Genomic DNA, 19,396 nt, shown 5'->3' with positions numbered 1-19,396 from the left:
CGGTGTCATGACCCGCGCGGCGTGCCGGCGCCGTCGGGGAGCACTGGCCTAACGCATCACCCTCCTCAGGAACGCCAGACCGTCGGTGGCGATGGCGTCCTGCGTCCGTGCCAGCGGACGCCACACCGAGGCGGCGGTCGCGATGGTCGCGTTCTCCGCGGTGAACGACTCGATCACCAGCGGGCCGTCGTAGCCGGTCTCGTCGAGTGCCGCGAGGAAACCGGGCCAGTCGAGGTGGTCCGCGCCGGGCGCGCCGCGGTCGTTGGCGCACACCTGGACGTGCACCAGCCGCGGCCCCGCCCTGCGGACGGCGGCGGCGACGTCGGTCTCCTCGATGTTCATGTGGTAGATGTCCAGCGCGATCCCGCAGCTCTCCGGCAGCCCGTCGAGCGCGTCGAGTGCCTGGTCGACGGTGTTGAGCAGGCTGGTCTCGTAGCGGTTCAACGGTTCGAGGCCGACCCGGATCCCGGCCGCCGCCGCGTGCTCGGCGACCGGCGCGAGCCCGTCGCGCAACTCGGCGTACCGCGTCCGCCGTTCCTCGTCGGACATCCGCCAGGTGCGGCCGACCGACGCGTACGCCGGTCCGGCGATCACCGGGGACCCGACCACCTCCGCCACGTCGACGACGTGGCGGAGGTAGTCCTGAGTGGACAGCACGGTGGTGGCGTCGGCGGCCACCAGCTCCCGCCCCTCCCCCATCACGAGCACGACCGAGGCGGCCAGCCCGTGATCGGCGAGGAGCGCCCTCGCCCGTGCCGGGTCCCAGTCACCGGGGTTCTCGACCGGCAGCTCGACCACGTCGAACCCCCAGCCCGCGATCCTCGGCACCAGCTCCGCCAGCGCGGCGTCGGAGAGCGGTGAGCGCCACACCCAGGTGTTGACGCCGATGGCGTGCCTCATCGTGTCCTCAGCGGTCCTTCCAGGCGTTGGGGAACCCCGGCAGGTCCTCGCCACCGAACTTCGCGTAGTGCAGGCTCGGCATGTCCTTGTTGCGCTCGAGGAACTCGTCCCGGTCGGCGTCGGTGATCGGCTCCTGCGGCAGCACCCACTCGCTCGGCACCTGCTCGCCCTTCCAGATCTTCACCGCGGCCAGCACCGGCGTGCGCCACTGGAAGTTCGAGTACACCGGCGCGATCGCGGTCATGCCGGTGTCCTTCCACTTGCGCATGAACGACAGCTCGTCCTCACCGGCCATCACCGGGTAGTCCTTGCCCGCGTCCTCGAACGCCTCGACCGCAGCGACCGCGCCGTCCCCGGCGTCCATCCAGATGCCGTCGACGTCGCCGCGCTGCAGGTACTGGGTGACGATGTCCTTGATCTTCGCGCCGTCGCCGCCGGTGAACTCGTCGCCGAGCACCTCGAGGTCGCTGTCCCCGAAGATCTGCTGCGCCGCGGCCCAGCGGTGCTCGAGCACGTCGACGCCGGGCAGGATGCGCAGCGCCAGGACCTTCGACCCCGGCTCCAGCTTCTCCACCAGGAACTCGGCCGCGTCCGCGCCGTAGGCGTAGCCGCCGATCGGGTGGATGAACGTGACCATGCAGTCGCTGTTGACACCGCGGTCGAACACGATCACCGGCACCCCGCTCTCACAGGCCGTCTCGACGGCCGGGGTGAGGGTGGCGGTGGTGGACGGCGAGATGATGATCGCGTTGCAGTCACCGGCGTCCACGAACGCCTGGATGTCGGAGATCTGCTGGTTGTCGTCGTCCCCGGCGTCGGAGACACGGAAGTCGCTGATCTCGCCCGCCTGCTTGAGGACCTCCACCTGCTGCTGCATGGTGATGAAGCCGGTGACCCGCCACGGGTTGGACACCGAGGCGTTGGAGAAGCAGAGGGTCTTGCCGTCCTGCTTGTACTCCGCGGTGTCGACCAGCTCGGGTTCGATCATCTGCAGCCACGGCTGGTCGGCCGGGCCCTGTGGTTCCTCGTCGCGCTGGGCGAGCTGCCTGTCGTACTCGGCCTTGACGAACCACTCGCCGTCAGCGGACTGCTCCTGCTCCGTCTCACCGCCCCCGCCGGGTGGCTGGTCGGTCGGGGCGTCGGTGGCGCAGGCGGTCAGCGTGAGTGCCGCGGCGGCTAAGCCTGCGACGAGGCCATGCGTTCTCCGCATCGGTTCCTCCTCGGGGTAGCGAGCTTGTGTGGCTATGACTTGGGAAGGAACGGCCCTCGCCGCTCCCGTGCGGCCCATGCGACGGCCGCGACGATGATCAGGCCCTGCACGGTCGGCCGGATGGTCGACGGCATGCTCAGCTGGTTGAACAGGGTGAACAGGGCTTCGACGGTCAACGCGCCCGCCATCGCGGCCAGCACGGTGCCACGGCCGCCGCCGAGCACCACGCCGCCGAGGACCACCGCCGTGATCGCGGTGAACTCCAGGCCCTCGCCGACCTGTGCGGTGACGCCCGCGTACCCGCCGATGAGCACCCCGGCGAGCGTCGCGAGCACGCTCGACAGCACGAACGCGGCCGTGCGCACCCACCACACCCGGACACCGGAGAACGCCGCCGCCCGCTCGTTGTCCCCGGCCGCGATCAGCGTGCGGCCGAAGGGTTTCCGCATGAACACCACCGCGGCGACCACCACGGCGGCGGCGACCAGCAGCGCCCACGGCAGCTGCCGCAGCACCGGCATGTCGATCCCCTCGCGACCGGCCTGCCGGAACCCGTCGGACAGCGCCCCGGTCGGCGCGCCGCCGGTCCAGAGCCGGATCGCACCGTAGAGCACGAGCATCATGCCGAGCGTCGCGATCAGCGAGTGGACCTTGAGGACGGTCACCACGAGCCCGTTGACCAACCCGACCAGCACACCGAACGCGAGCATGAGGAGCAGCACCGGAACGGTCCGGCCTTCCTCCCCGTCGATCACCGCGGCCGCGATGACCACCTGCGCGCCGACCAGCGAGCCGACCGAGAGGTCCAGCTCCCCGCACACGATCACGAAGTACTGCCCGACGGCCAGGATGACCAGCGGCGCCGCCTTCTTCGCGAACGCCATCAGCGACGGCGGCTCGAAGAAGCTCGGGTTGAGGAACAGGATCGCGACGAAGACCAGCACCAGCAGGGCGAACACCGTCGCACTGCCGCCGCCGAACAGCCGCGCGGCAGCGGCGGCGGCCGGTCTGCCCGGCTTGGTCTCCTCGGGTGCGGTGGTCGTCATCGGTCCGCTCCCCGTCCCGCCGGTACCGGTTCGTCCGGGGCCGGATCCCTCGGCGGGCCCGGTGGACCGCCGTTCCCGTCCGGCCCGAACCTCGGTCTGCTCGCCCGCCGGTCGATCTGCCTGCGGGCGTAGATGGCGACCGCCGCGATGATCACGACACCGCGCAGCACGTCCTTGAAGAACGGGTCGACCTGCAGGATGTTGAAGACCGTGTCCAGCACCGCCAGGATCAGCACCCCGGCGAGCGTCCCGGCGATCCCGCCCCGGCCGCCCATCAGCAACGTCCCGCCGAGCACGACCGCCGCGATGGAGTCCAGGTCGTAGCCCGAGCCGTAGACCAGCGCGCTGCCCGTCCCGAACCGGGCCGCGATCAGCAACCCGGCGACCCCGGCCGCCACCGAGCACAGCACGTGCGCGGTCACGAGCACGCGGCCGGTCCGGATGCCCGACAGCCGCGCGACGTCCTGGCTGCCGCCGACCGCGAACATGTGGAACCCGGTGCGGGTCCGCCGCAGGTACAGGATCCCCAGCACCACCGCGATCAGCATCACCGCCGTCGACACCGGAAGGAACCCGATCCGGCTGTACCCGAACTGCTGGAACGACGAGGGCACCGCACCGGCGGGCCCCTTGTAGTTCGTGTCCAGGTAGCCCTTGATGATCAGGCCCATGCCCAGGGTGGCGATGAACGGGTTCACCTTCAGCACGGACACGATCAGCCCGTTCAGCAACCCGATCCCCGCCGCCACGACGAGCACCGCCGCGATGCCCAGCGGCACCTTCGCCGGGTCACCGGCCATGGTCGTCGCGCCGACGAGGCTGCACAGCGCCATCACGTAGCCGACCGACAGGTCGAGCGAGCCGCACAGGATCACGAACGTCTGCCCCAGCGCCACGAACCCCAGCAGGCTGGAGCGGGTCAGCATGTCGACGAGGTTGGCCGTGCCGAACAGGTTCCCGCCGTCGACGGCCACCAGCACGGCACCGATCACCAGCACGCCGAGCAGCGCAAGGTACACCAGCTCCGTGCTGCCCAGCCGTCCGCCGAGCCCTCGTCTGTCCACTGTGGTCATGACGTCACCTGGCCCGTCGCGACCTGCATGACCGCCTCCTCGTCGGCGCCCGCGGGCAGCTCGCCCGCGATCCGGCCGTCCCGCAGCACCACGATCCGGTCGGCCATGCCGATGACCTCCTGCAGCTCGGAGGAGATCATCAGGATCGCGACGCCACGCGCGGACAGCTCGCGCATCAGCGTGTACACCTTCTGCTTCGCACCGACGTCGATGCCCCGGGTCGGCTCGTCGAGCACGATCACCGCCGGGTCGGCGGCCAACCACTTGGCCAGCACGACCTTCTGCTGGTTGCCGCCGGACAGGAACCGGACCTCCTGGTCGCCGCCGCGCGACACGAGTTCGAGCGACGACAGGATCCCGGGGATCTGCCTCGCCTTCCGGCTGGACTGCCGGGGCAGCACCGCGTCCAGCACCAGCCGGGCGTTCGCGGTCACGGACTGGTTGAGGGCGAGACCCTCCGCCTTGCGGTCCTCGGTGACGAGCGCGAGCCCGGCACGCACCGCCTGCCGCGCCGACCGGGGCGACACCCGCTTCCCGTCGACCTCGATCGTGCCCCTGGTGAACCGGGCGACGCCGAACAACGCGTGCGCGATCTCCGTGCGGCCGCTGCCCTGCAGCCCGGCGAGCGTCACGATCTCGCCCGCCCGCACCTCGAGGTCGATGCCGTCGAGCTGCTCGTTGCCACCACCGGAGATCCGCAGTCGGACCTCCCCCGTGACCGTGTCCGGCAGTTTCTCCGGGAAGAAGCTCGTGATGGGCCGTCCCACCATCTTGCGCACCAGCTCGTCCGGCGTGATGTCGGCGGTGGGCACGGTGTCCACGAGCGCACCGTCCTTGAGCACGGTGACCCGGTCGGACAGGTCGAAGATCTCCTTGAGCCGGTGCGAGACGTACAGGATCGCCATCCCGCGTTCCCGCAGCGTGCGGACCAGGCCGTACAGCAGCTCGACCTCCTCCTCGGCGAGTGCCGCGGTGGGCTCGTCCATCGAGATGATCCGCGCGTCGTAGGACAGCGCCTTGACGATCTCGACGATCTGCTGCCCGGCGACGGACAGCGTGCGCACGCGGCGCTGCGGGGAGATCGACTCCAGGCCGAGGTCGCGCAGCAGCGCGGCGGTGTCGGCGTTCATGCGGTCGGCGTCGACCAGCCCGCGCCTGCGTGGCTCGCGGCCGAGGAACACGTTCTCCGCGACGGTGCGCTCCGGCAGCAGGTTGAACTCCTGGAACACCGTCGACACACCGGCCTGCTGCGCCTGCAGCGGGTGGGCGAAGGTGACCTCGCGCCCGTCCAGCTCGATCGTGCCCGCCTCGGCGTGGTGGACCCCGGCCAGCACCTTCATCAGCGTCGACTTGCCCGCGCCGTTCTCCCCCATGAGCGCGTGCACCTCGCCGGCCCTCAGCTCCAGGTCGACGCCGTGGAGCACACGGACGCCGAGGAACGACTTCTGGATGCCCCGCATCCGCAACACGGTCTCTGTGAGCGGCGCCACTGCCATGCGCAGAACCTAACCCGACTTTTGACACTTAACAATCAAAAGTTGCGATTCCGTTGCCGCGATATGTTTCGGGAGCCAACGGAACTACGGTGTGTTTCACTGAACAGATGGTGGAAGGCCCGGTCATGAACGGCTTCGCCGACAACGGCGGTGCCGGCGCACTGCTGCGGCTCATGCGGGACGGCAGACCACGCACCCGCTCCGAGCTGGCGGCCCTCACCGGGCTCGCCCGGTCGACGATCACGCAACGTGTCGAGGCACTGCTCGGCGCGAACTTCGTGCTGCCGGTCGGCGAGGCGACCTCGACGGGTGGCCGGCCCCCGACGCAGTTCGCGTTCAACCCGGCCGCACGCGTCACGCTGTCGGCCGACATCGGCGCGACGCACGCGCGGATGGCCGCCACCGACCTGGCCGGCGAGGTCCTCGCCGAGCACCGCGACGACCTCGACGTCGCGCTCGGGCCGGTACCCGTCCTCGAATGGGTGGTCGCCACGTCGCACGAGCTGCTGGCCAAGGTCGGCAGGACGCTGACGGACCTGCTCGGCGTGGGGATCGGCCTGCCCGGCCCGGTCGAGCACTCCTCCGGCAGGCCGGTGAACCCGCCGATCATGCCCGGCTGGGACAATTTCGACGTGCAGGCCTACCTGACCGAGCACCTCGGCGTGGTCGCGCTGGTCGACAACGACGTGAACATCATGGCGCTCGGCGAGCACTTCACGCAGTGGCCGACCGCGGCGCACATGATGTTCGTGAAGGTCGCCACCGGTATCGGCAGCGGCCTGATCAGCCACGGCCGGCTGCACCGGGGCGCCCAGGGCGCGGCGGGCGACATGGGCCACCTGCAGCTGCCGCACGGCGCCGACATCGTGTGCCGGTGCGGCAACACCGGCTGCCTCGAAGCGGTGGCGAGCGGCGCGGCCATCGCTGCCAGGCTCACCGAACAGGGCCTGCCTGCCAGGTCCAGCCAGGACGTGGTGGCGCTGGCCAGGGGCGGCTCGGTCGAGGCACTGCACCTGGTGCGCCAGGCAGGCCGCGACATCGGCGAGGTGCTCGCCGCGGCGGTGAGCCTGTTCAACCCGTCGATCATCGTGATCGGCGGGTCGCTCGCGCAGGCGGGCGAGCACCTGATCGCGGGTGTCCGCGAGGTGGTCTACCGGCGGTCACTGCCGCTCGCCACGCAGGACCTGCGCATCGTGCAGTCCCGCACCGGCGACCGGGCGGGCATCATCGGCGCCGCGGTCATGGTCATCGACCACGCGCTCGCCCCGATGCAGGTGGACACCCACATCTTCGCCAGTCCGCCGCCCCGGGTCTCGTAACAACCGGTGCCGTCAATGGGCCGTTCAGGGCGCTCAGCGCCCTGAACGCGCCTTTCAGGGCATTGCCAACGCCCGTCACACGGGCCCGCCCTGGCCCAGTCACCCGGCGTCGCGGTCCCGGAGGCGGTCCAGCCGCCGCATGACCGGGGTGGCGCTCATGCCGTGGAGCAGGATCGACCCGACCACCACGAGCGCGACGATCCGCCACACCTGGTCGACGTGGGCGATCTCGCCTTCCTGCAGCCCGTACGCGACGTAGAACACCGACCCGACGCCCCGCACGCCGAACACCGCGATCGCGCCCCGCTCCCGCGCCCCCGTGCTGCTGCCCGCCAGCGCGACCAGGCTCGCGACCGGCCGGATCACGACCAGCAGCAGCCCGGCCACCAGCAGTTCGCGCCACGTGAGGCCCGCCAGCAGCCCGGTCGCGGCGGCGCCGCCGAGCAGGAAGATCACCAGCACGGTGAGCATCCGCTCGACCTGCTCGACGTACTGGTGCAGCACCCGGTGGTAGCCGTGCGACCGCTCGGCCGCGCGGATGGTGCACGCGCACACGAACACCGCGACGAAGCCGTACCCCTCCGCCATCTCCGCGGCGCCGTAGGCGAGGAACGTGGCCGCGAGCGCGACGAAGCCCTCCGCGTGCTCGGCGAGGCGGAACCGTTCGAAGGGCACGTCGAAGAACAGCTTGCGCAGCAACCACCCGGCGCCGAGCCCGACGACCAGGCCGACGGCGAGCCGCCAGCCGACGTCGACGAGCAGCCAGTGGCCCAGCCACCCCGACGGCGCGAACCCGGCGACGCTGACCGCGACCGCGGCGTAGGTGAACGGGAACGCGAGCCCGTCGTTGAGCCCCGCTTCGGAGGTGAGCGAGAACCGCACCTCGTCCTCGTCCTCTTCCGGGTCCTCCGCGGGCTCCCCGACCTGGACCTCCGTGGCCAGCACCGGGTCGGTCGGCGCGAGCGCGGCGGCGATCAGCAGCGCGGCCGCCACCCCCAGCCCCAGCACCGCCCAGCCGAGGAACGCGACCGCGATGATCGTCAGCGGCATCGTGATCCCGAGCATCCGCCAGGTGGTGCCCCACCGCCGCCACCCGACGGGTCTGCCGATCGCGAGGCCGGCCCCCATCAGCGAGATGATCACGCACAGCTCGGTCAGGTGGAGCGTGATCGACGGGTAGTCCCTCGGGAGGGGCGCGGGCAGTGAGCCGCTGAACCCGAACACGCACGCACCGACGCCGAGGAACATCATCGGCATCGAAACGGGTGCACGGCCGAGCACCCGTGGTAACAGGGCGGCCGCGAGCGTCGCCGCACCGGCCGCCACGTAGACGACCGACGTCGTGTCCGCCACGTGTCTCCTTCGCCTTGATCAACGCTTGCCAGTCATACCCGGCGCCGACCAGGCCGAAACGGAACCCGCGGTCATCGCGTGTGCTCGCGGGCCACTCGGTTCGGGGTCCCGCCGATCCATCCGCACGCTTGCCCGTCGGTCACCCACCCACCGGTGCTACGGTGGGTGACAAGGGTGCGCCGGGAAGTCTGGTCGGCACGTACTGACGTCTGCGCACCGGGAGGCCGCATGGAGCTGTGGCTCATCTGGCTGGTCATCGCGGTGGTGTTCGGCGTCGCGGAAATCTTCACCCTCACCGCGGCACTCGGCGTGCTCGGTGCCGCCGCGGTCGTGCCCGTGGTGATCGCCGCGCTCGGGTTGCCACTGCCCCTGCAACTGGCCGCGTTCGCGGTCGCGGCCACCGCGGGAGTGCTGCTGGTGCGCCCGATCGCGTTGCGCCACATGAGCAGACCGCAGCTGGAACAGTTCGGTGTCGAGGCGCTGGTCGGCAAGCGCGCGTTCGTGGTCCGCGAGGTCAGTGACCGCGACGGGCTCGTGCGCATCGACGGCGAGGAGTGGTCCGCCCGGTCGTTCGACGAGGTCACCGTGATCCCAGAAGGTGCCGCGGTCAACGTGATGCGCATCAGCGGCACCACCGCCTACGTCTACCCCATGGAGTGAACATGGAGATCTCCGCAGCACTCATCGTGACTTTGCTCGTGGTCCTGCTGGTGGTGTTCACGGTCTTTCGCGCGGTGCGGATCGTGCCACAGGCCAGGGCCCGCAACGTGGAACGGCTCGGCCGCTACAACAAGACGCTGAAGCCGGGCCTGAACTTCGTCATCCCGTTCATCGACCGCGTGTACTCCGCGATCGACCTCCGCGAGCAGGTCGTGTCGTTCCAGCCCCAGCCGGTCATCACCGAGGACAACCTGGTCGTCGAGATCGACACGGTCCTGTACTTCCAGGTCACCGACCCGCGCGCGGCCGCGTACGAGATCGCGAACTACCTGCAGGCGGTGGAGCAGCTGACCGTCACCACGCTGCGCAACGTGGTCGGCTCGATGGACCTGGAGAAGACGCTGACGTCCCGCGACACGATCAACAGCCAATTGCGCGGCGTCCTCGACGACGCGACCGGCCGGTGGGGCATCCGCGTCAACCGCGTGGAGATCAAGGCGATCGACCCGCCGAAGACCATCAAGGACGCCATGGAGAAGCAGATGCGCGCCGAACGCGACAAGCGCGCCGCGATCCTCGGCGCGGAGGGCCAACGGCAGTCCCAGATCCTCACCGCGGAAGGCGACAAGCAGTCGTCCGTGCTGCGCGCCGAGGGCAACCGGACCGCTCAGATCCTCAAGGCGGAGGGCGAAGCGAAGGCGATCGAGACCGTGTTCCAGGCCGTGCACCGCAACGATCCCGACCCGAAGCTGCTCGCCTACCAGTACCTCCAGACGCTGCCGCAGCTGGCACAGGGACCCAACAACACGTTCTTCGTGATCCCCAGCGAGCTGACGTCCGCACTGTCGGGCGTGTCGAGGGCGTTCAGCGAGTCACTGCCGAAGTCCGCGGCCACCCGCGACGAGGCACCGGCGGCGCAACTGACCCAGGAAGCCGCCGACGACGCCGCCCGCGCGGCGGACGCGGCCGCCGCCGCGGTGGCGGACGCGGCAGAAGCACAACCCAGCAACAGGAACCGCTGACGCCTCCGGAACGGTGGCGAGGCGTGCGAGTGCGGACAGGCGTCCCTGTCCGCACTCGCACAATGGCGGCCAGGCACTGAAAGCGTGTCATCCAGTTCCGACCGCGGAATTTTGAACGTTGTCCGGAAGTGCGCACCTCTGGTAGAACGTGTTCTAGATCTACGGAGGTGCGCATGGTCGACGCACAGGTCTGGGCCGAGTTCTGCCGTGCGCTGGAACGGGCGGGTGAGGTGGTGCTGCGGGACAAGGCGCCCGCGACGCCGCTCGACCGGGCAGAGGGCTACCGCTACCTCACCCGGCTGGTGCGCGAGATGCTGTACTCGACCGTCGAGAACGCCGATCCGGACTTTCCCCGCCTGCACGAGCTGGACCGGGTCAAGATCGGCGCGGACAACCCGGACAACGTGTACCTGTCGGCGAACATCCGAGGTGACCGCACGTACCGGATCACCGGCACCCGGGGCACGATCGCCTACTTCTCGATCGGCTCCAAGGCCAACCGGTACGCCAAGGACGGCACGATGGCCTCCACCGGCGAGCTGTCCGGCGCCGACCTCGTGGTCGAGCCCGACGGCACCGTCGAGATCGTCGCGAGTGCCACCCCGCACGAGAAGAACTGGTTGCCGTTGGCGGCCGACTCGACGGGGCTCGTGGTGCGCCAGACCTATCTCGACCGCGCCACCGAGGTGCCCGGCCGGTGGCGGATCGAGTGTGTCGGCGGGCCTGCCGAGCCGCGTGAGCTGTCGCCCGGGTTCCTGACGAAGGCGCTGCGGCGGGCCGCGCTGTCGGTGCACGGCACGGCCGCCACCTTCGCGGGCTGGACCGAGCTGTTCATGACCCGCCCCAACGAGCTGCCGGACTTCGGGCAGGAGATGTTCCAGCGGGCGGGCGGTGATCCCGGGATCTTCTACCTGCACGGCTACTGGACGCTCGAACCAGGGCAGGCGTGGGTGATCGAGACCGCGGTCCCGGACTGTCCGTACTGGAACTTCCAGCTCGACAACTGGTGGATGGAGTCCCTGGACCACGACCGGCGGATCACCGTCAACAAGCACACCGCCACGCTCGACGACGGCCGCCTCACGATCGTCGTCGCGGCGCGGGATCCCGGCTGGGGCAACTGGATCGACACGTGCGGGCACACCAGCGGCACCGCTCTCCTGCGCTGGCTCGGCGCTGACCACCACCCGATTCCGGATTGCCGCGTCATCGACCTGGAGGAAGCGTGAGCGGATCCTGCGGAGCGAACCACCGGCACGGACAACGTCCCGGAGCCCGTGAGAGGGCGTTGTGATCACCGTCGACGACCTGCTCGCCTCGGCGCGGGACAAGACCGGTCTGCGCGACTTCGGCGACGAATGGTTCACCGAGCCGCTTTCCGTGCTGGTCCGCGCGCTGAACGAGGAGGCCCGCCTGTCCGAGGCAGGGCTGGTGCTCACCAGGCGCCGCCTCACCGCCCTGCTCGCGGACCGGCTGCGGCTGCGGCGGCTGCACCGGGACCACCCCGAGGTGCGCGACGAGGAGGTGACGGTCGCGGCCGAGATCTGCGGGCTCCCGCGCACCGGTTCCACCCTGCTGCACCGGCTACTCGCCGCTTCCCGGCACGTCACGTCGACGCTGTCGTGGGAGACGTCCTACCCGCTGCCGTTCCCCGGCGAGGGCCCGGACGCGGCGGAACGCAAGCAGCGCGCGCGGGACCGGGCGGCGCTGTTCCTGCGGATGTCACCCGAGTTCGGCGATATCCACACGATCGAGTGGGACGGGCCGGAGGAGGACGTGATCCTGCTCGACCGCACGTTCACGTCGATGAGCTTCGACTCCTTCTACCGGGTGCCCACCTACGGGACGTGGTTGCGCGGCGCCGACCAGGCACCCGCCTACCGGGAGCTGCGGGAGTGGCTGCAGGCGCTGCAGTGGCAGAACCCGGCACGCAGGGGCCTGCCGTGGGTACTGAAGTCGCCGCACCACCTCACCGCCGCGCGGACCGTGCTCGACACGTTCCCCGGCTGCCGGATCGTCATGACGCACCGCTCGCCCGCCGCGGCCGTGCCGTCCTACGCCTCGATGGTCACCTCGATGACCGGCCAGTACAGCGACCGGGTGGACCCCGTCGAGATCGGCCGGTACTGGTCGGACCGGTTCGCCACGACATTGCGCGCGTTCACCGAGATCCGCCGCGAGCGCCCGGACCGGTTCGTGGACGTGCGGTTCGCCGACATGGTGGCCGCGCCGGTCGCGCAGGCCGAGCAGGTCACGGCGGAGCTGGGCCTGCCTGCCGACCGCGAGGCGTTCACCGCGTACCTGGCGCGCAACCGCGAGCAGCGGCACGGAAGGCACACCTACACGCCGGAGGACTTCGGGCTGACCGAGGCGGGTCTCGCGCGGGACTTCGCGTGCTACGAGGAGGTGGCGCCGTGATCCTCGACGGCGAGGTCGTCATCGTGTCGGGCGTCGGCGCGGGACTGGGGGCCAAGCTCGCGGCCCGCGCGGCGGCGGAGGGCGCCAAGGTCGTGATGGCCGCCCGGTCGCCACAGGTGATGGACCAGGTGGCCAAGGAGGTCGCCGCGGCGGGCGGCGAGGCGGTCGGTGTGCCGTGCGACGTGCGGAAACCCGAGGACGTCGAACGGGTCGTCGACACCGCGGCCGAACGGTTCGGCAGGGTGACGGGCCTGGTGAACTCGGCGTACTCCCACCCCGGTTTCCACGACCTGCTCGCCACCCCGGACAAGCAGCTGCGCCGGTCGGTCGACATCATCCTGCACGGCGCGCTCGCCATGACGCGGGCCGCGGTGCCGCACATGACCGGCGGCGGCTCGATCGTCAACGTCGGCACCCTGTCGACCCGCAAGCCGATGCGCGGCGAGGGCGGCTATGCGGTGGCGAAGGCGGCGATGGGCTGCGCTTCCCAGTACCTCGCGCTGGAGCTCGGCGAACGGGGCATCAGGGTCAACCAGGCGGTGCTCGGCTGGCTGGACGGGCCGGGTGTGCGGTTCTACCTGACGATGACCGCACAGCAGCGCGGGATCACCGAGCAGGACGTGTACGACGAGATCGCCGCCCGCAACCCGCTGGGCCGCATCCCGGTCGACGAGGCGTGCGCGGGAGCGATCCTGTTCCTGTTGTCCCGCTTCGCGTCCGAGGTCACGGGTGCGGTGCTGGACGTCAACGGCGGGGAGTACCTGCCGTCCTGAGTCAGGCGATCACGTCCGTGACGGTGGGATCGCCGTCGGGATTGCACGGGCATGCCCCGCTTCGCGGGTCTACCGCGCGGACCCGGGCGCGTAGCGGGCTGGCTTTGACGCTGTAAACCCCCACCTGCGATGCCGTGAATGGGCCTTTCGCGGCGCTCAGCGCTCTGAACGCGCCTTTCACGGCACTGGTTATGCCCTGAACGCCCCTCAGTGCGTCGCCAGACCCAGCTGTTCCAACCGGGCCACAACCGCGGCCGCGGACTCCTGCGCGGTCAGGGTCGTCGTGTCCAGGCGCAGTTCCGGGTGTTCCGGTGGCTCGTACGGTGAGTCGATGCCGGTGAAGTTGGGCAGCTCGCCCCTGCGTGCCTTGGCGTACAGGCCCTTCGGGTCGCGTTGTTCGGCGACCGTGAGCGGGGTGTCCACGAACACCTCGCAGAACTCGTCCGCCGCCACGATGCCGCGGGCCAGTTCGCGTTCCGCGCGGAACGGGGAGATGAACGAGACCAGCACGACCAGACCCGCCTCGACCATCAGGCCCGCGACCTCCGCGACCCTGCGGATGTTCTCCACCCGGTCGGCGTCGGTGAAGCCGAGGTCGGCGTTCAGGCCGTGCCGCACGTTGTCGCCGTCCAGCAGGAACGTGTGCCTGCCCGCCGCGTGCAGCCGCTGCTCGGTGCGGTCCGCGATCGTCGACTTGCCGGCGCCCGACAGGCCGGTGAACCACACGACACAGCCGCGGTGCCCGTTCAGCCCGGCCCGCATCCCCCTGGTGACCGACGTCGGCTGCCACGTCACATTCGCCGCGCGCCGCAACGGGAACCGCACGAGCCCGGCGCCCACCGTCGCGTTCGTGAGCCGGTCGATCACGATGAAGCCGCCGAGGTCCCGGTTGGCGCGGTAGGGGTCCAGCGCCACCGGCTGGTCGAAGTGGACGTTCCCGACCCCGATCTCGTTGAGGCGCAACGTCCGCGCCGCCAGCCGCGCGCCGGTGTCGACATCGACGCGGTGCTTGGGCGGGTCCACCGTGAGCCCGACGGTCCGCGCGCCCACCTTCGCGAGGTACCGCCTGCCGGGCAGCAGTTCCTGCTCCGACATCCAGATCAGGTCCGCCTGCGCCGCGTCCACGACACCGGGCGGGTCGGCGGCGGCGAGCACCGCGCCCCTGGGCACGTCGACGTCGTCGGCCAGCACCACCGTCACCGACTGCCCGGCCTCCGCCTCGTCGAGGTCGCCGTCGAAGGTCACCAACCGCGCGACCGTGCTCGTCGCGTGCCCGGGAAGCACGCGCACCACGTCACCGACGCGCACCGTGCCGCCGACCACGAGACCGGACGCACCGCGGAAGTCGGGCCCCGGCCGGTTGACCCACCGCACGATCATCCGGAACGGCCCGTGCCCGGCGTCGACCGGCACGGTCTCCAGCCACTCGAGCAGCGTCGGCCCGTCGTACCACGGCGTCCGCGCCGCGCGGTGCACCACGTTGGCGCCCTCGGTCGCGGCGGTCGGCACGCACGTCACCTCGTCGACACCGAGCCCGGCGGCGAACTCCCGGTACTCGTCGGCGATCGCGGTGAACCGCGCCCGGTCGAAGTCCACCAGGTCCATCTTGTTCACCGCGAGCGCCACCCGCCGGATGCCCAGCAGCGCGACCACGTGGCTGTGCCTGCGGGTCTGGCGCAGCACCCCGGCGCGCGCGTCGAGCAGCAGCACCGCGGCGTCCGACGTGGACGCCCCGGTCACCATGTTCCTGGTGTACTGCTCGTGTCCCGGTGTGTCGGCGACGATGAAACTCCGTGCCGCCGTGGCGAAGTAGCGGTACGCGACGTCGATCGTGATGCCCTGCTCCCGTTCGGCGAGCAGGCCGTCGGTCAGCGACGCGAAGTCCAGCCCACTCTCGGTGAGTGCCGCGACCTGGTCGTTGTAGAGCGCGTGCGTGTCGTACAGGAGGCGGCCGATCAGCGTGCTCTTGCCGTCGTCGACGCTGCCGCACGTCAGGAACCGCAACAGGTCCATCAGAAGTAGCCTTCCCGCTTCTTGCGCTCCATCGACCCGGACTGGTCGCGGTCGATCACCCGGCCCTGCCGCTCCGAGGTCACCGCTGCCTCGGTCGCCGCGACGATGTCCGCCACGGTCGCCGCCGTGCTCTGGATCGCGCCGGTCAGCGGGTAGCAGCCCAGCGTCCGGAACCGCACCGTGCGAAGCTCGGGGCGCTCCCCCTGCCGCAGCGGCAGCCGGTCGTCGTCCACCATGATCAGCGTGCCGTCGCGCTCGACCACCGGTCGTGGTGCCGCGAAGTACAGCGGCACCACGGGAATCCGCTCGCGTTCGACGTAGCGCCACACGTCCAGCTCGGTCCAGTTCGACAGCGGGAACACCCGGATGCTCTCGCCCGGCGCGGTGCGCGCGTTGTACAGCCGCCACAGCTCCGGCCGCTGGTCGCGAGGCTCCCACCGGTGGTCGGCCGTGCGGAACGAGAACACGCGTTCCTTGGCGCGCACCGGCTCCTCGTCGCGGCGCGCGCCGCCGAACGCGAGGTCGAACCGGTGCTTGTCCAGTGCCTGCCGCAGCCCCTGGGTCTTCCACAGGTCCGTGTGCGTCGCGGAGCCGTGGTCGAACGGGTTGACGCCGAGCGCGAGGCACTCCGGGTTGCGGTGGACGATCAGCTCGAGTCCCAGCTCGGCGGCGGTCCGGTCCCGGAAGGCGATCATCTCGCGGAACTTCCACGTCGTGTCCACGTGCAGCAGCGGGAACGGCGGCTTCGACGGGTGGAACGCCTTGCGCGCGAGGTGCAGCAGGGTCGAGGAGTCCTTGCCGATGGAGTACAGCAGGACCGGGCGCTCGCTCTCGGCGACCGCCTCGCGCAGGATGTCGATGCTCTCCGCCTCGAGCCGGTCGAGATGGGTCAGCATGACTCGATGATAAGCCCATTTTGAACGTTGTCCAGAATGAAATCGGACATCGTTCGATATGCTGTCGCCGTGGACAGCACCGAACCGACCGCTTGGGGTGACGCGGAGGGCCGCAGGCGCGACATCCTGCGCTCCGCCGAGAAGCTGCTCGCCGACTCCGGCTACGCCGCGCTCACCATGCGTGCGATCGCCGTCGGTGCGGGCGTCAGCTCTGGCACCGTGTACCAGTACTTCGACGGCAAGGAGGACGTGTTCGTCGCGCTCATGTCCGCCCGCCTCGCGGACATGAGCGACACCCTCGACGAGCTCGACCGCGGTGTCGGGGTCGCCGGGGTGCTGACCGCGATCCTGCCGCAGGTGCGGGAGCTGTGGCGGGTGTTCGGCCGGTCCGCGCAGCAGTGGGAGTCGAAGGTGCTCGCGGGCGGGCCGAAGGGCAAGCGGGCCGTCACGTCGGCGACGGTGTTCCGCCGCATGGCCCGCGCGCTGGAGAGGGCGCTGCGCGAGGCGGCTGACGCGCAGGGCGCGACGCTGGTCGACCATCCCGCGATGGCCTACTGGGTGTGGGACTCCCTGATCGGCGTGGCCGACGACCTCGTGCACGGCGGTTCGCTGCAGGCACGGGTCTCGGCCGCCCGGCTCGTCGAGTTCGCGACCGAGGCCATCGAGCGCGGCATCGTGGCGCACTGAGCACCACAGCGCATCCTTGGATCTTTGTGCAACGCCTTGGCCTGATCAGCAGTGACGTCGGGGGAAATGACGGCACTGGACCACCAACCACCCGCGGTCCGCAGGTGCCGCTGGGTCGAGACCGGCGCTTCGAATTCCCGGGGAGGCGGGCTAGTCGTCCTGCCCTGGTGAGTACCGGGCGGCGAGCTGGCGGAACCCGCGCAGCCCCTGTCCCAGCTCGGGCTCTGCCACCGGCTGGTCCCGCGGCCGCGCCGGTGCGGCCGCGCCGCGCGGCGCCACCCGCGCCACCTCGTCGTTCTCCGACCACGTGGACGCCATCAGCACGGCGTAGATCGGCACCGCGAGCGCGATGACCGACAGCACGAACACCGGGAACAGGAAGGTGAACACCTCGGCACCGACGGGAGCCGGCGCGTTCTCGTCGAGCTGCACCTGGACCGCGGCCATGCCGGTGTAGTGCATGCCGGTGACCGCGAGTCCCATCACGAGACCGGCGAGCACGCGGAGTCCCGGGTGTTCGATGAGGACGGTGAACCAGAACGCGGTGGTGGCGGCCACGATCGCGATGCCGATCGACAGCCAGACGGCGACCGCGTCGTAGGTGATCGTGCCCTGCACCCGCACCGCCCACATGCCCGTGTAGTGCATGAGGTTCACGGCGAGACCGGTGATCAGCCCGGCGAGCAGCAGCCGCCACAGCGTGAAGCGCGAGCGGACGCCGAACACCAGCAACCCGAGGAACACGGCGCTGACCGACAGGAGCGCGGAGACCGCGGTGCGGCCGATGTCGTAGCGCACCGGCGAACCCGGCGTGTCGAAGCCCAGCATCGCGATGAAGTGCATCAGCCAGATGCCGACCCCACCGATCGACACGGCGGCGAGGATCAGCCAGCCGTACCTCGGCCTGCCCTCGTCGCCCGCACGGCGCGCCTGCAGTGTGCACGCGAGCCCGACGACGGAGCCGACCACGGCGACGGCATAAGCGAAGAACGGCAGCCACGAGCCCATCGCGAAGTGATGGACGTGACCGGCGGCAACGGACACAGCGCGGTACTCCTCGCATTCAGAGCGCTTCCCCCGGTCAGCGCCGAATCGTGCCCGGGACGACCAAGCCCGCGACAACGTGAATAAAAGTCCACTTCAGCCGGTGTGTCAATAAAGGTATTGCCGCATAAGCAAAGCGTGACGCCGATTGGATCTGCACTTTGCAGACCGCAATCGGCGTCACGCGGTTACGGAATTACTTTTCAGGTCGTCGGCAGCAACCGGTCCACGAAGGTGCGGTATTCCCGCATCGCCAGCCGGAGGTGCTCGGTGTCGGTGTCGCCCTGCCACTCGCCCGCGAGCCGCTGCCGGTGCTCGGTGATGGTCCGCAGCACCTCGTCGACCACGTCGTCGGCCTCCCGCACCGCTCGCTGCGGGTCGTCGACGAAGTCCGCCTGCAGCTCACGCCACCGCTCCCGCAGGCGCGTGGCGGCGTCGCCGGGGAACAGGTCGCCGCCGGTCACCGCGGCGTCACCGGCCGCCGGCCCCGTCTCGTCGACGGGCAGCGAGTCGGCAGGCCGGTCCGCGACGGGCAACGACTCGGCAGGCCGGTCGTCCACGGGCGTGCCGAAGTCCTGCGTGTCGGCGGGAAGTGGTTCCGCCGCAAGGGTTTCCTGTCGCGGGATCTGGTGGTTCGCCACGCCGTTCCTCGGCATGCCGTCGCGGGGCATGCCGTCCTGGGATCTGCCGTCCTGGTGCTCGACGTTACGCATGGTGGGCCTCCTGGTGCTGGTCGTTGTGGCGGCCGTCGCGGTGCCCGTCCTGGCGGGGATCGACATCCGGGGTCCGCTGCGCGGGCACGTCGGCGTCGTCGCCGACCAGCTCGCGGAAGACCTCCCGGTAGTGCACCAGCGCGGCGCGGAGTCGTTCGGTGTCCGCCTGGGCGCGTCCGTCGTGAATCTCGTGCGCGGCGCGGTAGCCGTCCACGATGTGTCCGTGTTCGACGGACAGGTCGGCGGCCTGCTGCTCGAACCCCTCCATCGGGTAACCACGTTCGCGCATCACGGCGTGCACCAGATCGTCGGCACCCGCGAGGGCTTCACGCGGCGCGTCGACGAAACGCTCCTGCACCCGGGTCCACTGCTCGGTGTAGTGCACCCGCGCGGTGTCCGACAGCGGCCGCAGCGACAGCTGCGCGTGCCGCTTCTCGCGTTCCGTCAGTTCACGTTCCGCGATCCGCCGGTTCTCCGCGGTCTCGAGGTGGCGGTCGTACTCCGGCCCGAACCGGTTGCGCAGCCTGCGGCTGCGTGCCTGCCCGCCGAGGAACCACCCTGCCGCGAACAACACCGCGAGCAGGACGACGACCAGAATTACAATTGCTGCGGTCGACATCACGCGCTCCTTCCTGGGAACTGTGGAGGGGATGGCCCGTTCGGGTGATCGGGAAACGGCACTACCGCGAGATTGCTCCACCTGGAGCAGGCGGAGCGGGCAGGCGCCGGTCGCCCGGGTCCCGGCCCGCCGTCCGGTTCGTCCCTATGCTTGC

At 70.5% G+C, this 19,396-nt stretch carries 18 protein-coding genes; 7 read left to right on the top strand and 11 right to left on the bottom strand.

What is annotated here, in order from left to right:
* Positions 1-48: 48 nt before the first annotated feature.
* The 5 genes from ACFPCV_RS18095 to ACFPCV_RS18075 are packed head-to-tail and all read right to left on the bottom strand — an operon-like array spanning position 49 to position 5,725.
* Positions 49-900 (bottom strand): sugar phosphate isomerase/epimerase family protein, encoded by an 852-nt coding sequence (locus ACFPCV_RS18095; RefSeq protein ID WP_378057371.1) that lies wholly within the window; start codon positions 898-900, stop codon positions 49-51.
* A gap of 7 nt (positions 901-907) precedes the next feature.
* Positions 908-2,110: a substrate-binding domain-containing protein gene (locus ACFPCV_RS18090; RefSeq protein ID WP_378057370.1), complete on the bottom strand. Its 1,203-nt coding sequence runs from the start codon at positions 2,108-2,110 to the stop codon at positions 908-910.
* A gap of 32 nt (positions 2,111-2,142) precedes the next feature.
* Positions 2,143-3,156: an ABC transporter permease gene (locus tag ACFPCV_RS18085; protein ID WP_378057369.1), complete on the bottom strand. Its 1,014-nt coding sequence runs from the start codon at positions 3,154-3,156 to the stop codon at positions 2,143-2,145.
* Positions 3,153-4,229, bottom strand: coding sequence for an ABC transporter permease (locus tag ACFPCV_RS18080; RefSeq protein ID WP_378057368.1), 1,077 nt, complete (start codon positions 4,227-4,229; stop codon positions 3,153-3,155). The genes ACFPCV_RS18085 and ACFPCV_RS18080 overlap by 4 nt, the downstream gene beginning before the upstream one ends.
* Positions 4,226-5,725: a sugar ABC transporter ATP-binding protein gene (locus tag ACFPCV_RS18075; RefSeq protein WP_378057367.1), complete on the bottom strand. Its 1,500-nt coding sequence runs from the start codon at positions 5,723-5,725 to the stop codon at positions 4,226-4,228. The genes ACFPCV_RS18080 and ACFPCV_RS18075 overlap by 4 nt, the downstream gene beginning before the upstream one ends.
* A gap of 107 nt (positions 5,726-5,832) precedes the next feature.
* Between ACFPCV_RS18075 and ACFPCV_RS18070 the strand changes: the two genes are divergently transcribed.
* Complete coding sequence (locus ACFPCV_RS18070) at positions 5,833-7,044, top strand: ROK family transcriptional regulator (RefSeq protein WP_378057366.1); 1,212 nt, start codon at positions 5,833-5,835, stop codon at positions 7,042-7,044.
* A gap of 99 nt (positions 7,045-7,143) precedes the next feature.
* Here ACFPCV_RS18070 and ACFPCV_RS18065 read toward each other — a convergent pair whose 3' ends face one another.
* Positions 7,144-8,397 (bottom strand): cation:proton antiporter, encoded by a 1,254-nt coding sequence (locus tag ACFPCV_RS18065; RefSeq protein WP_378057365.1) that lies wholly within the window; start codon positions 8,395-8,397, stop codon positions 7,144-7,146.
* Positions 8,398-8,625: 228 nt separating this feature from the next.
* On the opposite strand from ACFPCV_RS18065, the gene ACFPCV_RS18060 reads away from it, so the two are divergent.
* From ACFPCV_RS18060 to ACFPCV_RS18040, 5 genes are all read left to right on the top strand, one after another.
* A complete protein-coding gene (locus tag ACFPCV_RS18060; protein WP_378057364.1) occupies positions 8,626-9,057 on the top strand; it encodes an NfeD family protein in 432 nt (143 codons plus the stop codon).
* A 2-nt stretch (positions 9,058-9,059) separates the two neighbouring features.
* Positions 9,060-10,079, top strand: coding sequence for an SPFH domain-containing protein (locus tag ACFPCV_RS18055; protein ID WP_378057363.1), 1,020 nt, complete (start codon positions 9,060-9,062; stop codon positions 10,077-10,079).
* A 173-nt stretch (positions 10,080-10,252) separates the two neighbouring features.
* Positions 10,253-11,308, top strand: a complete 1,056-nt coding sequence (locus tag ACFPCV_RS18050) for a DUF1214 domain-containing protein (RefSeq protein ID WP_378057362.1) — start codon at positions 10,253-10,255, stop codon at positions 11,306-11,308.
* Between the two features lie 61 nt (positions 11,309-11,369).
* Positions 11,370-12,497, top strand: coding sequence for a sulfotransferase family protein (locus ACFPCV_RS18045; protein ID WP_378057361.1), 1,128 nt, complete (start codon positions 11,370-11,372; stop codon positions 12,495-12,497).
* Positions 12,494-13,270: an SDR family oxidoreductase gene (locus ACFPCV_RS18040; protein WP_378057360.1), complete on the top strand. Its 777-nt coding sequence runs from the start codon at positions 12,494-12,496 to the stop codon at positions 13,268-13,270. The genes ACFPCV_RS18045 and ACFPCV_RS18040 overlap by 4 nt, the downstream gene beginning before the upstream one ends.
* Positions 13,271-13,477: 207 nt before the next feature.
* Here the strand turns inward: ACFPCV_RS18040 and cysC are convergent, their stop codons facing one another.
* Positions 13,478-15,283 (bottom strand): adenylyl-sulfate kinase, encoded by a 1,806-nt coding sequence (gene cysC / locus ACFPCV_RS18035; protein WP_378057359.1) that lies wholly within the window; start codon positions 15,281-15,283, stop codon positions 13,478-13,480.
* Complete coding sequence (gene cysD, locus ACFPCV_RS18030; RefSeq protein ID WP_378057358.1) at positions 15,283-16,179, bottom strand: sulfate adenylyltransferase subunit CysD; 897 nt, start codon at positions 16,177-16,179, stop codon at positions 15,283-15,285. Before cysD ends, cysC begins: the two co-directional genes overlap by 1 nt.
* A 69-nt stretch (positions 16,180-16,248) precedes the next feature.
* Between cysD and ACFPCV_RS18025 the strand changes: the two genes are divergently transcribed.
* Positions 16,249-16,866: a TetR/AcrR family transcriptional regulator gene (locus ACFPCV_RS18025; protein ID WP_378057357.1), complete on the top strand. Its 618-nt coding sequence runs from the start codon at positions 16,249-16,251 to the stop codon at positions 16,864-16,866.
* 150 nt (positions 16,867-17,016) lie between these two features.
* Here ACFPCV_RS18025 and ACFPCV_RS18020 read toward each other — a convergent pair whose 3' ends face one another.
* From ACFPCV_RS18020 to ACFPCV_RS18010, 3 genes are all read right to left on the bottom strand, one after another.
* The gene (locus tag ACFPCV_RS18020; RefSeq protein WP_378057465.1) at positions 17,017-17,874 is read right to left on the bottom strand and encodes an MHYT domain-containing protein; all 858 of its coding nucleotides are present in this window, start codon (positions 17,872-17,874) and stop codon (positions 17,017-17,019) included.
* 239 nt (positions 17,875-18,113) lie between these two features.
* Positions 18,114-18,623: a hypothetical protein gene (locus ACFPCV_RS18015; RefSeq protein WP_378057356.1), complete on the bottom strand. Its 510-nt coding sequence runs from the start codon at positions 18,621-18,623 to the stop codon at positions 18,114-18,116.
* A complete protein-coding gene (locus ACFPCV_RS18010; RefSeq protein WP_378057355.1) occupies positions 18,616-19,242 on the bottom strand; it encodes a hypothetical protein in 627 nt (208 codons plus the stop codon). The genes ACFPCV_RS18015 and ACFPCV_RS18010 overlap by 8 nt, the downstream gene beginning before the upstream one ends.
* Between the last annotated feature and the right edge of the window lie 154 nt (positions 19,243-19,396).

The sequence above is a fragment of the Actinophytocola glycyrrhizae genome (assembly GCF_042653545.1).
Lineage (GTDB): Bacteria > Actinomycetota > Actinomycetes > Mycobacteriales > Pseudonocardiaceae > Actinophytocola > Actinophytocola glycyrrhizae.
This window is presented reverse-complemented; position numbering and strand designations above follow the sequence as displayed.